At 34.9% G+C, this 14,341-nt stretch carries 13 protein-coding genes; 5 read left to right on the top strand and 8 right to left on the bottom strand.

Annotated features, from left to right (window positions below):
- Positions 1-15: 15 nt before the first annotated feature.
- Positions 16-1,050 carry a quinone-dependent dihydroorotate dehydrogenase gene (locus B0A66_RS16670; RefSeq protein ID WP_089050991.1) on the top strand — a complete coding sequence of 345 codons (1,035 nt, stop codon included), beginning with the start codon at positions 16-18 and terminating at the stop codon, positions 1,048-1,050.
- Here B0A66_RS16670 and B0A66_RS16665 read toward each other — a convergent pair.
- Both B0A66_RS16665 and B0A66_RS16660 read right to left on the bottom strand, forming a co-directional pair.
- Positions 1,036-1,749, bottom strand: coding sequence for a DUF3307 domain-containing protein (locus B0A66_RS16665; protein WP_089050990.1), 714 nt, complete (start codon positions 1,747-1,749; stop codon positions 1,036-1,038). The two genes, B0A66_RS16670 and B0A66_RS16665, sit on opposite strands and share 15 nt — an antisense overlap.
- Positions 1,746-2,360, bottom strand: a complete 615-nt coding sequence (locus B0A66_RS16660; RefSeq protein ID WP_089050989.1) for a hypothetical protein — start codon at positions 2,358-2,360, stop codon at positions 1,746-1,748. The genes B0A66_RS16665 and B0A66_RS16660 overlap by 4 nt, the downstream gene beginning before the upstream one ends.
- A gap of 182 nt (positions 2,361-2,542) precedes the next feature.
- Here B0A66_RS16660 and B0A66_RS16655 point away from each other — a divergent pair, with 182 nt between their 5' ends.
- The 4 genes from B0A66_RS16655 (at position 2,543) to guaB (ending at position 7,179) form a co-directional block, all read left to right on the top strand.
- The gene (locus tag B0A66_RS16655) at positions 2,543-3,409 is read left to right on the top strand and encodes a beta/alpha barrel domain-containing protein (protein ID WP_089050988.1); all 867 of its coding nucleotides are present in this window, start codon (positions 2,543-2,545) and stop codon (positions 3,407-3,409) included.
- An 80-nt stretch (positions 3,410-3,489) separates the two neighbouring features.
- Positions 3,490-4,041 carry a hypothetical protein gene (locus B0A66_RS16650; RefSeq protein WP_089050987.1) on the top strand — a complete coding sequence of 184 codons (552 nt, stop codon included), beginning with the start codon at positions 3,490-3,492 and terminating at the stop codon, positions 4,039-4,041.
- Complete coding sequence (locus B0A66_RS16645; protein ID WP_317044365.1) at positions 4,038-5,447, top strand: DUF5723 family protein; 1,410 nt, start codon at positions 4,038-4,040, stop codon at positions 5,445-5,447. The genes B0A66_RS16650 and B0A66_RS16645 overlap by 4 nt, the downstream gene beginning before the upstream one ends.
- Positions 5,448-5,706: 259 nt before the next feature.
- Entirely contained in the window at positions 5,707-7,179 is a 1,473-nt protein-coding gene (guaB, locus tag B0A66_RS16640; protein ID WP_089050986.1) for an IMP dehydrogenase, read from the top strand.
- Between the two features lie 325 nt (positions 7,180-7,504).
- Here the strand turns inward: guaB and B0A66_RS16635 are convergent, their stop codons facing one another.
- The 6 genes from B0A66_RS16635 to B0A66_RS16610 form a co-directional block, all read right to left on the bottom strand.
- Positions 7,505-8,011 (bottom strand): hypothetical protein, encoded by a 507-nt coding sequence (locus tag B0A66_RS16635; RefSeq protein ID WP_089050985.1) that lies wholly within the window; start codon positions 8,009-8,011, stop codon positions 7,505-7,507.
- Positions 8,012-8,201: 190 nt separating this feature from the next.
- Complete coding sequence (locus tag B0A66_RS16630) at positions 8,202-9,080, bottom strand: L,D-transpeptidase (protein WP_089050984.1); 879 nt, start codon at positions 9,078-9,080, stop codon at positions 8,202-8,204.
- Between the two features lie 151 nt (positions 9,081-9,231).
- Entirely contained in the window at positions 9,232-9,813 is a 582-nt protein-coding gene (locus B0A66_RS16625) for an NUDIX domain-containing protein (protein WP_208862597.1), read from the bottom strand.
- Positions 9,814-9,941: 128 nt separating this feature from the next.
- Complete coding sequence (locus B0A66_RS16620; protein ID WP_089050982.1) at positions 9,942-11,213, bottom strand: adenylosuccinate synthase; 1,272 nt, start codon at positions 11,211-11,213, stop codon at positions 9,942-9,944.
- A 99-nt stretch (positions 11,214-11,312) separates the two neighbouring features.
- A complete protein-coding gene (locus tag B0A66_RS16615; protein WP_026981862.1) occupies positions 11,313-11,771 on the bottom strand; it encodes a Fur family transcriptional regulator in 459 nt (152 codons plus the stop codon).
- A 228-nt stretch (positions 11,772-11,999) separates the two neighbouring features.
- Complete coding sequence (locus B0A66_RS16610) at positions 12,000-14,222, bottom strand: RelA/SpoT family protein (RefSeq protein WP_089050981.1); 2,223 nt, start codon at positions 14,220-14,222, stop codon at positions 12,000-12,002.
- Positions 14,223-14,341: the final 119 nt, after the last annotated feature.

Raw genomic sequence — 14,341 nt, 5'->3', positions numbered from 1 at the left:
CAACACAAAACTTTTATGTATAAATTGATAATTCGTCCGATTCTTTTTTGTTTTGATCCTGAAAAAGTTCATTATTTTACTTTTTCATTTCTTAAATTCATTTCAAAAATACCGGGAGTTTCATCAATAGTTAAATTAGTTTACGAAGTAAAAGACCCTCGTTTAGAGCGTGAAGTATTCGGAATTAAATTCAAAAATCCGGTTGGACTTGCTGCAGGATTTGATAAAGACGCTAAGTTGTACAAAGAGCTTTCAGACTTTGGATTTGGTTTTATCGAAATAGGAACTGTAACGCCGGTAGGTCAGGAAGGAAATCCAAAAAAACGTTTGTTCAGATTAAAAGAAGACCAGGCAATTGTAAACCGAATGGGATTCAATAACGGAGGTGTTATTGATGCTGTAAGACGTTTGCAGAGTAATTCAGGAGTATTAATTGGAGGAAATATTGGTAAAAATAAAGTTACGCCAAACGAAAATGCCGTAGAAGATTATTTACTTTGTTTTGATGCTTTGTTCGATCACGTAGATTATTTTGTGGTAAACGTAAGTTCACCAAACACACCCAATTTAAGAGCATTACAGGATAAAGAGCCACTAACAGCCTTATTGCAGACATTGCAGGATGCCAACGTAGAAAAGCAAAAAACAAGCACTCAGAAAGTAAAACCAATTTTATTAAAAATCGCTCCGGATCTTACAGACGAGCAATTATTGGATATCATCGATATTGTAAAAACAACTCAAATTGCAGGAGTAATTGCTACCAATACAACCATTTCGCGTGACGGATTAGAATCTCCAAATCAGGCAGAAATGGGTGGTCTCTCAGGAAAACCGTTAACAAAACGATCTACAGAAGTAATTCGTTTTTTATCTGAAAAAAGCAACAAAGCATTTCCAATTATTGGAGTAGGAGGAATTCATACTGCGGAGGATGCTATCGAAAAATTAAATGCAGGAGCAAGTTTAGTACAATTGTATACAGGTTTTATTTACGAAGGGCCAGCCTTGATCAAAGCCATTAATAAAGAAATTTTAAAGCAACTGTAAAAGCAGCGCCTGAACAATAAGTCCGACTGCAATAGCAATTCCAAAACTTATTAAAGTACCAATTAAAACATACTCAGTAAGTTTTCTGTCTTTGGCTATTTTCAGGTCTCCAAATCTAAAAACAGATTTAGCACCCAGCAAAAAACCGATTGCTTCAAAATGTCCAATTAGGATAAAGCAGAAAATAAATAATCGTTCCAGTATCCCAATGTAGTTACCTGCACTAGCGAGAGAATCGTCGCTGCTTGTTTCATTATCAGGAGTCCATATCGAGATAATTGTTTTAATAAAGATAGAAGTAGGTTTCGTAATCAGTAAAATACCAGTTAGTAAAATCCAAAATTGATTGTTGATCCACGAAAAACTCACGGCTTTATTTTCATATAGCAAAACAATACCAATTAAAATAAGAACATGCGCTATCTGGTCTACGACAAACCAGGTACGTTTTGTTTTGCTTTTTTGAAAATTCAGTTTTACAAGATCAACAGCGCCATGCGTAACGGCAATTAAAATGGCATACGGTATAAACTTAATTTCTCTAACCAGAATTGCTGCTAATGTTCCGTGAAGTAGAATGTGAAGGTATAAATAAATGCTTTTATGTTTTTTGACTTCCTTGTCGGTAACCCATGAATTGGGCTGCCAGATAAAATCACCAAGTAAATGTGCTAAAAGAAGTTTTATAAATAAAATCATAATGTCGTAAGTTGTTTTATCTGAGTTCTAAAATAACGATCTAAATTCATAACCAAATCAAATTGAGCCCGCTTTTGTCGTCTGCTCACAGCAGCTTGATTAATGCCCAGTTTTTGACCTAATTCCTCCTGCGATAAATCAGGATTTTCAATAGCAAGAGCAACAAATTCAGCAGACTGTATTAGCCAGCTGTCCATAAAAGTCAAGGCTAGTCGCAACATCAGGTTCAGCGTATCGTCGAATGCAACATCGCCCATTCGCATTGCCAAAGTCACTTTTTGTTTTTTTAAAGTTTCAAAAAGTTCACCCGAATTGATAAAGGCAGATCCGTTGCTTTCAGAAATTCTTTCCGCATTATACGTTTTATCTCCAAAACCAATACTCATTCTCGCATCTGATTTTACGGCTCTTAAATGCGCTTTTATTAAAATAGCAGTCAATAACGCATCTTCAGGATTTTTTATTTCAATTTGAAATTCATCACCTCTGTAAACCTCCCAGTTGCTTGGTGTAGTACCAAACGGAGACAGGATTTTTTTTAAACCCTCTACCCAATGTTCGGACTTTTGTTGTCTCGAACCAATGATATCACCTGTAATTACGCTAGTCATAATTCAAATATAATTAAAAATTATTAAAGTAGTTTATTACAAATATAAGGAATTTTTATTATTATTACGTTTATATGTAATATTGTTTTTTATTACGTTATTGTGTAATAATTAATTTAGAAAATTATAACTTTTATTTCTTTAAAAAAGAAACTAACTTAGCCTTCACAAAAGAATAAGCTTTGAGTAAAGAAATCAAAATTATCGAATGTCCACGTGATGCCATGCAAGGTATCAAAACTTTTATTCCGACTAAAAACAAGGTTTCGTACATCCAGGCTTTGCTTAGAGTAGGATTTGATACCATCGATGTTGGAAGTTTTGTCTCACCCAAAGCAATTCCTCAAATGCAGGACACAGCCGAGGTTTTGGCTGAATTAGATCTTTCGCAAACTACCAGTAAACTATTGGCGATTATTGCCAATACACAAGGAGCAGCAACAGCATCAGAGCACGAAGCCATACAATATTTAGGTTTTCCATTTTCGATATCCGAAAATTTTCAGATGCGAAACACCCATAAAACCATTGCAGAATCATTAGTTACCTTACAAGAGATTCTCGAAATTGCAGCTAAAAAAGACAAAGAAGTAGTGACCTACCTTTCAATGGGTTTTGGAAATCCGTATGGTGATCCGTGGAATGTTGAAATAGTAGGCGAGTGGACAGAAAAATTGTCTACAATGGGGGTCAAAATCCTGTCGCTTTCAGATACCGTGGGAAGTTCTACACCAGAAGTGATTACCTATCTTTTTTCAAATTTAATTCCAAAATATCCTCAAATAGAGTTTGGTGCGCATTTGCATACCACACCAACAAGCTGGTTCGAAAAAATTGATGCAGCATCAAAAGCCGGCTGCCTTCGATTCGATGGTGCTATTCAGGGGTTTGGCGGCTGTCCTATGGCAACCGACAAACTAACCGGAAATATGCCTACTGAAAAACTAATTTCCTACTTTACATCAAACAAAAAAACAACAGGACTCAACTCGCTTAGTTTTGAAAGTGCTTATAATGAGGCTTCAAAATTATTTGGTAAATATCACTAAAAAGTATTAATTTTAGTATAGCGTCATAATAAGCTTTGATTTATTGACGTTGTATCTTATTATACTTTAGATATTTAGTCATGAAAATAAACTCCAGTAATAGAATTTTCAGAATTTTAATTGCCGCATCGTTGTTTTTTTCATGCGCGAGTGATCTCGATTTTGATCAGACCAAAGACCTGAAATTAGAGCCGGTTGTTGTAGCTAATTTTGCCTATTTTGATCTTCCCGTTTCCGATTTTGGTTACGGAGGAGGAGGTGAAATAGCATTTGATGCAAAAGAATTTGAAGTCTTTAAACAAAAATTTCTAAGAGAAAATATCGTAAGAACTGATATCGATTTTGAACTCGAAAATACAATTCCACGTGCCTTTATTGTAGATCTTCAGCTTTTAGATGCCAACAGTCAAATTTTAGAAACTCTTAGGTTCGATATACCTGCTAACTCAGGAAGTACAAATATCATAAAATATCCAACTGAAGTATTTCAAAATCAACGTTTAGATCTTCTTAAGCAAACCGCACAAGTAGGTTTCGTGGTCAGAATGTTACCCGGAACACCACTAGATCAAAATAGTACAGGGAATATAAAATTACGTTCCGGCGGAACCGTTTATTTTGAGATTCAATGAGACAAATAAGAAAAGTATATCTAGTATTGATTAGTGCTATTCAGCTCACTTGTTTTGCTCAAAACAAAGAAATCCTGTATAATTTTACCAGCATTCCACAATCGTCTATGCTAAATCCAGGAGCCGATGTTTCGTATAATTTTTATTTTGGCGTTCCGTTACTCTCCGGAATTTCAGCAAATATAGGTTCAAGCGGTTTTTCTGCCTATGATTTATTTGCAGACAATGGCGTTGACTTCAATGATAAAGTACGAAGCGTAATCAATAAAACATCAAACAATGATCGTGTACAGGTCAATCAACAACTAGAATTATTTTCAGGCGGATTTAGAATAGGAGGAGAAAAAAGCCAATCTTACATTTCATTTGGTGCTTATCAGGAATTCGACTTCTTTATGTACATGCCCAAAGACCCCGCCATACTGGCAATGTATGGTAATCAAAATTACATCGGAAAATCATTCGATTTAGCCGACTTAAGTGTCAAGGCCGAAGTATTGTCTGTATTTCATATCGGATTTCACAAAAAGATCAATAAGAAATTAGTAGTCGGAGGACGTGCAAAATTGTATTCCAGCGGAGCAAATGCAACATCCACAAAAAATTCCGGATTCATCTGGACACAACAAACCGAAGGAACACCCAATCTTTATACTCAGGTAATTGCCTCGCATTTAGAACTTAAAACATCTGGTATCTCCAGCTTTACCAAAGACGAATACGATCGAAGTATAGCAAGCGATATCGCCCGCAACACTTTTTTAGACGGAAGCTTAGGTTTGGGAATCGATGCCGGAATAACGTATTATTTCAAAGAAAACCTGCAATTTACCGCCAGTATCGTCGATTTAGGATTTATCAATCAGACCAAAGACATCGAAACCCTAACCTACAAAGGACAATACCGTTATGATGGCGTAAAACCAAATTTCTCCCAAACCGATGAACCCGGAAACATCATCGACGATTTCGAAAAAGCAATTCCGCGTGACACAACCTACAATAAATACACCACATGGAGGCCCACAAAATTCTACACATCACTTCAATATTCCTTTGGTGAATCGAGATCATCAGAAGATTGTAATTGCAAAACCTCTGCAAAACGAAAATATGCCAATGCCGTTGGAGGACAATTATTTCTCATGAGCACACCCAGAACCCCATTTGCAGCACTCACCGCTTATTACAAACGGAGTATTTCAGATGGTCTAGATTTAAAAGCAACCTATACCGTCGATGCCTTTTCGAGTAAAAACATAGGATTGGGATTTTCAGGAACCGTCGGTAAATTCAATGTTTATGCTATGGTCAATAATCTTTTAGAACTCAAAGATGTTACGAAAGCCAATAGTATGGCATTTCAATTAGGTTTCAATTTTGTTTTTCAGGATGCAGAAAAATAATTAGAAGCTATTCCTGCTGTCCAATACAAGCACTTGGGCAAAACCACTTTTTTTAAGGCTTTAAAAGAGCTTCCGCTGGTCGCTTTTTAAACCCAAAAAAAAATGCAGTTTTACTTCTCGTGGCTTTCCTTTTCCATCAGGGCTAGAGCTCATCAAAAAGATAATGCTTTTCCTGTAAAATTAAATTTATGAATAAGTTAGTATTTAAGTTTGCAATTTATTCACTATATTTGCACGCAATTCAACTAGAAATTGCAACATGATAGCACACAACACCAAGATTATCGGCGAAGGTTTAACTTACGACGATGTATTATTAGTACCTAACTACTCGAATGTGCTTCCTCGCGAAGTGAGTATCCAATCAAAATTTTCAAGAAATATAACACTAAACGTTCCAATAGTATCAGCTGCTATGGATACCGTTACCGAAAGTGCAATGGCAATTGCTATGGCTCAAGAAGGTGGAATAGGTGTTTTACATAAAAACATGACAATCGAGCAACAAGCTGCGAAAGTTAGAAAAGTAAAGCGTGCTGAGGCAGGAATGATTATCGATCCGGTAACATTACCAATGAACTCAACAATTGCAGACGCAAAAAATGCCATGAAAGAATTCGGAATTGGCGGAATTCCAATCGTTGATGAAAACAGAATCTTAAAAGGAATCGTAACCAACCGCGATTTACGTTTCGAAAAAGACGGATCAAAACCAATTGCAGAAGTAATGACAAGTTCAAACTTAGTAACAGTAGCTGAGGGAACATCATTAGAACAAGCAGAAGTAGTTTTACAAGGACATAAAATCGAAAAATTACCAGTTGTAAACGCTAACAATGAATTAGTTGGGTTAATTACCTTTAGAGATATTACCAAATTAACTCAAAAACCAATCGCAAACAAAGACATCTTCGGACGTTTAAGAGTAGCTGCAGCCATTGGAGTTACAGGCGATGCAGTACAAAGAGCAGAAGCTTTAGTTGCAGCAGGTGTAGACGCTATTATTATCGATACAGCACACGGACATACAGAAGGTGTAGTGAATGTATTGAAAGAAGTAAAATCAAAATTCCCAAAAATAGATGTAATTGTAGGTAACATTGCAACTCCGGAAGCTGCTAAATATTTAGTAGACAATGGAGCAGACGGTGTAAAAGTTGGAATCGGACCTGGTTCTATCTGTACAACACGTATTGTTGCAGGTGTTGGTTTTCCTCAATTTTCAGCAGTTCTAGAAGTAGCTGCTGCTATCAAAGGAACAGGAGTTCCCGTTATTGCAGATGGTGGAATTCGTTACACAGGAGATATTCCTAAAGCAATTGCAGCAGGTGCAGACTGTGTAATGTTAGGATCATTACTAGCAGGAACAAAAGAATCTCCAGGAGAAACAATTATCTTCGAAGGAAGAAAATTCAAATCATACCGCGGAATGGGTTCTGTAGAAGCAATGCAAGGAGGTTCAAAAGACCGTTACTTCCAAGATGTTGAAGACGACGTTAAAAAACTAGTTCCGGAAGGAATCGTAGGACGTGTTCCTTACAAAGGAGAATTAAACGAAAGTATGTTACAATTCATTGGTGGTCTTCGTGCCGGAATGGGATACTGCGGATCAAAAGATATTCCAACATTACAGGAATCAGGACGTTTCGTTAGAATTACATCAAGCGGAATTACAGAAAGTCACCCACATAACGTTACAATCACAAAAGAAGCTCCAAATTATTCAAGATAATTTTTAGTTTTTTCTATAAAACAAAAGGCATAAGATTCGCTTCTTATGCCTTTTTGTTTTTCTAGTTAAATAATTTAGCTATTATTTTTAATTCTCCTGACAGGTTTCCAAAACCTATTAGGTATTGTCGATGTTTAAAGAAAAAGACCTACAAGGTTTCGAAAACCTTGCAGGTCAAGTAATAAATAATATTTAGTTAGCTCTCCTAACAGGTTTCCAAAACCTGTTAGGTATTTTATTTATAAGAATCTATATTAATTTAGCTTTCCTGCAAGGTTTTCAAAACCTTGTAGGTATCTATAAATAGATAAATTAGGCAGTTAGCTTAATTAGGAATAACAACAAGACCATTATTCAGCTCATCAATAATACCCTGATTAGGTTCTATTGCTTCAGCCTGTGCACCATATTGTAATTGTATAGAGCCACCTTTTCCGCTGTAGAAAAAACCTTGATATTTATATAAATAATCGTTGTAGTCTAACTCGCAAGTGTAGTAATTAACGGTAAGATCATTAATTTTCTTTTTAGCAATTTTAAGGTTTGCAATAGTTCCAAACTCTTTGTATTGCTCTTCGATTGTGCTTTTTAGATTTTTCTCAGTAATGAAATAATCATATTCAATAAAATACGCATTAATCAAATTGTATTTGTCATGAAATTCAGCATCCCAGCCGGTTGTTTCTTCGTTTTTAATCCAGTTAGCAGGATTATATTTTAACTCATAAATTCCTTTTCGGCTGGTGTACGATTCTAAAGTAGGTTTTTTTTTGGTTTGTCCTATCGCTACAAAGCTGGACAGCATAAAAAGGAGGGCTAGTTTTTTTACCATCGTTTACGTTATTTTACATTCTTTTTTTTAGTCAAAAAGAAGTTATTTCGAAAGCGAAAGTATAAAAATTTAATCGACTTACGCTAAAATAAAAAGCGATTTTTTAAAAGTAAAATTGGCTAAAAAAGAAAGCAGCCAACACCAAAGTTTCAAATTTGTGTCAGCTGCAATATGCTATATAAAAAGTAGTTTACGATGCTGTATTGGATTCAGCTTCTCTAACTTTTTGATTTTCTAATATTTCTTGTATAAAACCCTGCGTTTGACTTTCTACTTCTTCTTCAGAAATGTTCAAAGCCTTTGGATCTTGCACTAATGCATACCACGGTTTTGGGCCATCAAAAGGATATTGTCCAAAAACAATAACAGGAGTTCCTTTTACTTTTACATTCTCTTTATCCTTCAGAATCCATTCATCAGCAAATTTGTATAAAAATTTTGCATCTTTTTCCAGCAAACGAAGACATGAATGCGAAGCAGGATATCCAGGTAACTCATATTGATGAAACCCAACACCAAGTTTGTTTTCGATGTTAAAATTCCATTTCAATTCCCACTCATCATTAAAAGTACTTGTTGTTTTTTCTGCTTTCCAGTTCGTAAAAAACAATCCGGTAGGCGTTTGGTCTTTCTTACGTCCCATGTTTGTTGGTCCCGTATATACTAAATCACCATTCTCATACGCAGCAAAAGTCTGAGAAGGATAAGAAAAGATAATAACCTTGCTTACTTCCTTCAAATTTGAAACGTGAATAGGAAACGAAAGATAATAAGGTAAATCACCACTAAAATCAGACGGAATTACAACAGAATCCAATTTAGCAAAGTTGGCTTTATCAGTTCTGTTTACAGCGTAAGCGATATCTAGTTTGGTTGAATCACTTTTATTAGCTTCTAACCATTCTTTTGTTTTTTCAAAATGAAATCCAATTGATTGCGGTTTTTTGTATTCAACTGTTTTTTTTGTTGCAGCTATTTCTTTAGTTTCTTTTGTTTCGTTCTTTTTGCAAGAAGAAAAAACTAGAAAAATTAGCAAAAGAGCATTTGATGTATAGTATAACTTTCTCATAAACTGGTTTTTTTTAGTTTAGTAAAGTTATTTTTTTAGCCTCCAATCGAATTACATAATTTCTTGAATTATTTATTGGATTATCATTTCAGATATTTGACCTTATTCCATTGGGAACAAGGTCAAAAATATATTGATTATTGCTTAATGCTTAGATTAGCCCTTTTATTTTTGCATGTTGGAGTAACATAATTGTTTTAGCATCTAAAATTTCTCCTGATTCGATCATTGCATACGCTTCATCAAAAGTAAATTCCAGAACTTCAATGTTTTCTTGTTCTTCATCTAATCCTCCGCCGGCATTAACTTTCATGCTTTCGTCATATTCTCCAACAAAAAGATACAAGATTTCAGTAACAGAGCCCGGAGACATATAGGTTTCAATTACTTTTTGAACTTTGTTTAAGCGATAACCTGTTTCTTCTTCAGTTTCTCGAATAACAGCTTCTTCAGCATTATCCTGATCAAGAAGTCCTGCACAAACTTCGATAAGCATTCCGGTTTTATTTCCGTTAAGATACGTTGGTAAACGAAATTGTCTCGTTAGGATAACCGTCTTTTTAGCCTTGTTGTATAATAAAATAGCCGCTCCGTTTCCTCGATCATAAACTTCGCGAATATGAGTTTCTGCCCTTTCTTTTTCTGTTTTATAAGTAAAAGTTACTTTATTTAAGGTATACCAGTTGTCTGATAATAATTGAGTTTCTTTTATTTCAATCTCAGGATTTTTCATAATTAAGCTAAGGTGTTCTATGTTAATCTAATTTACAAAAGAGAATCTTTTTATCTCCGTTATTAAAAAAATAAATGCAAAATATTTTACAAAAAAAAACGCTCTGTTTATCAGAGCGTTTAGTATTCTTATTTTGTGATTGTTTGTTTTCTGTCTGGTCCAACCGATACAATTTTGATTGGCACTTCAACTTCTTTTTCAATAAACTCAATATATTCTTTTAGCTCGATTGGCAATTGATCATAACTAGTCATTCCAGTTAAGTCAGCTTGCCACCCTTTAAATTCTTTGTAAACAGGAGTTACGTTTTCCGGCTCGATGTTGTAAGGAAAGTGAGAAATGTTTTGACCTTTGTAGTTGTACTCTGTACAAACTTTTAAAGTTTCGAATCCAGAAAGAACATCGCCTTTCATCATCATAAGTTGTGTAACACCGTTAACTTGAATAGCATATTTTAAAGCTACTAAGTCTAACCATCCACAACGTCTTTGTCTTCCTGTAACAGATCCAAATTCGTTTCCAACTCTTGCCATTGTAGCACCAACTTCGTCAAAAAGTTCAGTTGGGAAAGGTCCGCTACCAACACGTGTAACATACGCTTTAAAAATTCCATATACTTCTTTGATTTTATTAGGAGCAATTCCTAAACCAGTACAAGCTCCGGCTGCAGTAGTATTTGAAGATGTTACGAATGGATAAGTTCCAAAATCAACATCTAACAAAGAACCCTGAGCTCCTTCACATAGAATAGATTTACCCGCTTTTTGAGCTTGGTGCATGTATTCTTCACTGTCAATAAAATCTAATTTTTTTAATTCTTCGATAGCTTCAAAAAACTCTTTTTCAAGTTCCGCTAAGTTGTATTGAATAGCAACATCATAAAAAGCAATCATAGCTTCATGCTTGTCAGCTAATGCTCTGTAACGCTCTTTAAAATCTTCTAATTCGATATCTCCAACACGTAAACCATTTCTTCCGGTTTTATCCATGTAAGTTGGACCAATTCCTTTAAGAGTAGAACCAATTTTAGCTTTTCCTTTAGATGCTTCAGAAGCTGCGTCTAATAAACGGTGTGTAGGTAAAATTAAGTGTGCTTTTCTTGAAATGATTAATTTGCTTTTGATGTCAAGATTAAATTTTTCTAAACCTTCAATTTCTTTTTGAAAAACTACAGGATCTATAACAACACCATTTCCGATGATATTTACTGATTTTTTATGAAAAATTCCTGAAGGGATAGTTCTAAGAACATGTTTAATTCCGTCAAATTCTAATGTATGTCCAGCATTTGGTCCTCCTTGAAAACGTGCAATAATATCATAATTTGAGGTAAGAACGTCAACAATTTTCCCTTTACCTTCATCTCCCCATTGTAATCCTAGTAATAAATCTACGGTCATTCTGTTTTTAAATTTGCGTTTAGACAATTTCAATTGCCCTACTGATTAATGTAGTTAATTTTTCTTTTTTTTTATCTTTTAATAATTCCCGTTCAGGAACTATTGTTTTTGCTTTTTGTTTCCGTAAAAATATAAAGAATGATTCGTGATCTCGATATCAAATATTTCTTCGATTGTTTTTTTAATGGTCTGAATTCGGGGATCACAAAATTCAATTACTTCGCCAGAATCCGTCATGATAATGTGATCATGTTGTTTGTCGAAGTATGATTTCTCGTAATAAGCCTGATTTTGACCAAATTGATGTTTTCTAACCAAAGCGCAGTCTAACAATAACTCAATAGTATTGTATAATGTTGCTCTACTCACACGATAGTTTTTATTTTTCATTTTGATATAAAGATTTTCTATATCAAAATGCTCTTCACTATCGTAAATTTCCTGAAGTATAGCATAACGCTCAGGAGTTTTGCGATGCCCTTTTTGCTCAAGATACATTGTAAAAACATTTTTTACAATTTCTTGATTCTTAGTGTTGTCAGTTGAAATTAGTGTCATAATCTGGCAAAGATAATTTTTTATTTTAATGAATAAAAGTTTAAAGTTCAAAGTTTAACTTTCAATTCTCAGTTTGTAACCTGTAAATAGTCTTGTTTAGGGCTTTTGCGCTGTTTTTTTTGCTTCAACACACTTAAAACTTAATTAACATATTTGTTTTTATTTAAGATAAAACTAACAATTTCTGTACCGTGTTTTTCTTAACTCTATTTTCTAAGATATCGAAATTTAGGTTCGGTATTCTCTCGTTACTTTATCAACACCATCAATTTTTTTAATGGCATTTATCATTTTTTTCAAAATTGTATTGTTCTGTACAATTACCGCGACCTGACCATGAAAAATACCAGCATCAGTACTCAATGAAATACTCTGAATGTTTACACTCATATTATTCGAAATTACCTTCGTTAATTGGTTCGTAAGTCCAAGGACATCCATTCCGGTAATATTAATGATCGCTTTAAATTCTTCCTGCGAAGAATCGATCCATTTTGCGCTCATGATTCGGTATGCATAGTTAGATTGCATTCCTATCGCATTTGGACAATCTTTCTTGTGCACCTTTATTCCTTCGTTGATCGTTACGAATCCAAAAACATCATCACCCGGAATCGGGTTACAGCATTGCGAAAGTTTATAATCAAGTTTATCGTGTTCCGTTCCAAAAACCAGCATGTCGTAGTTACTGCTAATAACTTGCTTGTGAATTTCTTCCGGAGTCGTAGTGTCTTTGTTACGCTTAATTTTATTTTTGAAGAAGTTGATGATCGAATTGCTTTTTTGCGCAGCATAATCCTTTAATTGCTGATTTTCGATAGCGCCAATTCCAACTCTGTAAAATAAATCAAGACTTGTTTTTAATTTGAAGAAGTTAACTAATTCATTGATAACCTGTTCGCTAATGGTTATTTTTAGGTGTTTTAGTTTTCTGGTAAGTAATTCTTTTCCTTCCTCTGCAATTTTTTTGGTGTTCTCGTTAAGAACATTTTTAATCTTATTTTTAGCTCTTGAAGTCGTTACGTATTCAAGCCAGTTTACAGTTGGTTTTTGGTTAACAGACGTAATAACTTCAACCTGATCACCACTTTTTAGTTCGTGGTTCAAAGGAACTAGACGTCCGTTTACGCGGGTTCCTCTCGTTTTAATTCCGATTTCAGAGTGAATACTAAAGGCAAAATCAAGTGAAGTCGCTCCTTTGGGTAACGATTTTATTTCTCCTTTGGGTGTAAAGACGAAGATTTCTTTAGAATATAAATTCATTTTAAAATCTTCAACAAAATCTACCGCATTGGTTTCCTGATTTTCTAAAGCTTCGCGAAGCAGATTAAGCCAAACATCAAGTCCGCTTTCTTCCGTTGCTCCATTTTTATATTTGTAATGCGCTGCATATCCTTTTTCGGCAATTTCATCCATACGCTCACTTCGCACCTGAACTTCGACCCAGCGGCCTTTTGGTCCCATAACCGTAATGTGAAGTGCTTCGTAACCTGTTGATTTTGGTGATGAAATCCAGTCACGCAAACGACTTGGACTTGGTCTGTAATGATCTGTTACGATCGAATAGATTTTCCAAGCCACAAATTTCTCATCATGTGGAGCTGATTTATACACAATTCGAAGCGCAAACTTATCATAAACTTCATCGAAGCTTACGTTTTGAGCACGCATTTTTCGACGAATAGAATAAATAGATTTTGGACGTCCTTTGATAATGTAATCAATTTGCTCGCCATCAAGCGATTTCTTCAAAACATCGGAGATATCTTTGATATAAGCATCCTGTTCCTCTTTTGTTTCTCTAATTTTGCTTACAATATCTTCGTAAACAGCAGGTTCAGTGTATTTTAATCCTAAATCTTCCAGTTTGGTTTTAATGTTGTACAAACCTAAACGGTGGGCGAGTGGAGCGTAAATGTATAAAGTTTCGGAGGCAATTTTGGTTTGCTTGTATTCCGCCATGGAGTCCATGGTTTGCATGTTGTGCAGACGATCGGCTAATTTTATCAGAATAACGCGGACATCATCATTCAGCGTCAGAATCATTTTTCTAAAATTCTCTGCCTGCATCGAAGCATTCAGGTCTTTTTGAACCAATGAAATTTTGGTAAGTCCCTCAACCAATTGAGCAACCTTTGGATTGAATAGTCGTTCGATATCTTCAACCGTCAACGGTGTGTCTTCTACAACATCATGCAATAAAGCCGCGGCAATAGAAGTCGCTCCCAAACCAATTTCAGAAGCAACGATTTTTGCAACCGCAATGGGATGAAATATATAGGCCTCTCCGGATTTGCGACGCTGTTCTTTATGCGCATCAACTGCTACATCAAAAGCCTTACGAATAAGTTTTTTGTCAGTTGGCGATAAAGTCTGGTAGCTTATGCGGAGTAACTCCTTGTATTCCTGTGCAATTGCTTTATTTTCTTTCTCAATATCTATTTCTATCATAACGGCATATTCAAGTACTAAAAATAAGAATTAGTTTGAATATACGCAAGGGAATGGGAGTAATAGATTTTAGAGTTCAGATTTTAGATTTTAGATTTTAGATTTTAGATTTTTGGATT

It is taken from the genome of Flavobacterium hercynium, assembly GCF_002217285.1.
Taxonomy (GTDB): Bacteria; Bacteroidota; Bacteroidia; order Flavobacteriales; family Flavobacteriaceae; genus Flavobacterium; species Flavobacterium hercynium.
The sequence above is the reverse complement of the archived record's forward strand: the minus strand, read 5'-3'. Positions and strand labels throughout refer to the sequence as shown.

Coding starts and splice junctions, on each gene's coding strand:
- B0A66_RS16625 (WP_208862597.1), bottom strand. CDS start 9,813: ATGAAAAATCCTGAGATTGAAATAAAAGAAACTCAATTATTATCAGAC.
- B0A66_RS16615 (WP_026981862.1), bottom strand. CDS start 11,771: ATGACACTAATTTCAACTGACAACACTAAGAATCAAGAAATTGTAAAA.
- guaB (WP_089050986.1), top strand. CDS start 5,707: ATGATAGCACACAACACCAAGATTATCGGCGAAGGTTTAACTTACGAC.
- B0A66_RS16630 (WP_089050984.1), bottom strand. CDS start 9,080: ATGAGAAAGTTATACTATACATCAAATGCTCTTTTGCTAATTTTTCTA.
- B0A66_RS16610 (WP_089050981.1), bottom strand. CDS start 14,222: ATGATAGAAATAGATATTGAGAAAGAAAATAAAGCAATTGCACAGGAA.
- B0A66_RS16665 (WP_089050990.1), bottom strand. CDS start 1,749: ATGATTTTATTTATAAAACTTCTTTTAGCACATTTACTTGGTGATTTT.
- B0A66_RS16670 (WP_089050991.1), top strand. CDS start 16: ATGTATAAATTGATAATTCGTCCGATTCTTTTTTGTTTTGATCCTGAA.
- B0A66_RS16660 (WP_089050989.1), bottom strand. CDS start 2,360: ATGACTAGCGTAATTACAGGTGATATCATTGGTTCGAGACAACAAAAG.
- B0A66_RS16620 (WP_089050982.1), bottom strand. CDS start 11,213: ATGACCGTAGATTTATTACTAGGATTACAATGGGGAGATGAAGGTAAA.
- B0A66_RS16650 (WP_089050987.1), top strand. CDS start 3,490: ATGAAAATAAACTCCAGTAATAGAATTTTCAGAATTTTAATTGCCGCA.
- B0A66_RS16645 (WP_317044365.1), top strand. CDS start 4,038: ATGAGACAAATAAGAAAAGTATATCTAGTATTGATTAGTGCTATTCAG.
- B0A66_RS16635 (WP_089050985.1), bottom strand. CDS start 8,011: ATGGTAAAAAAACTAGCCCTCCTTTTTATGCTGTCCAGCTTTGTAGCG.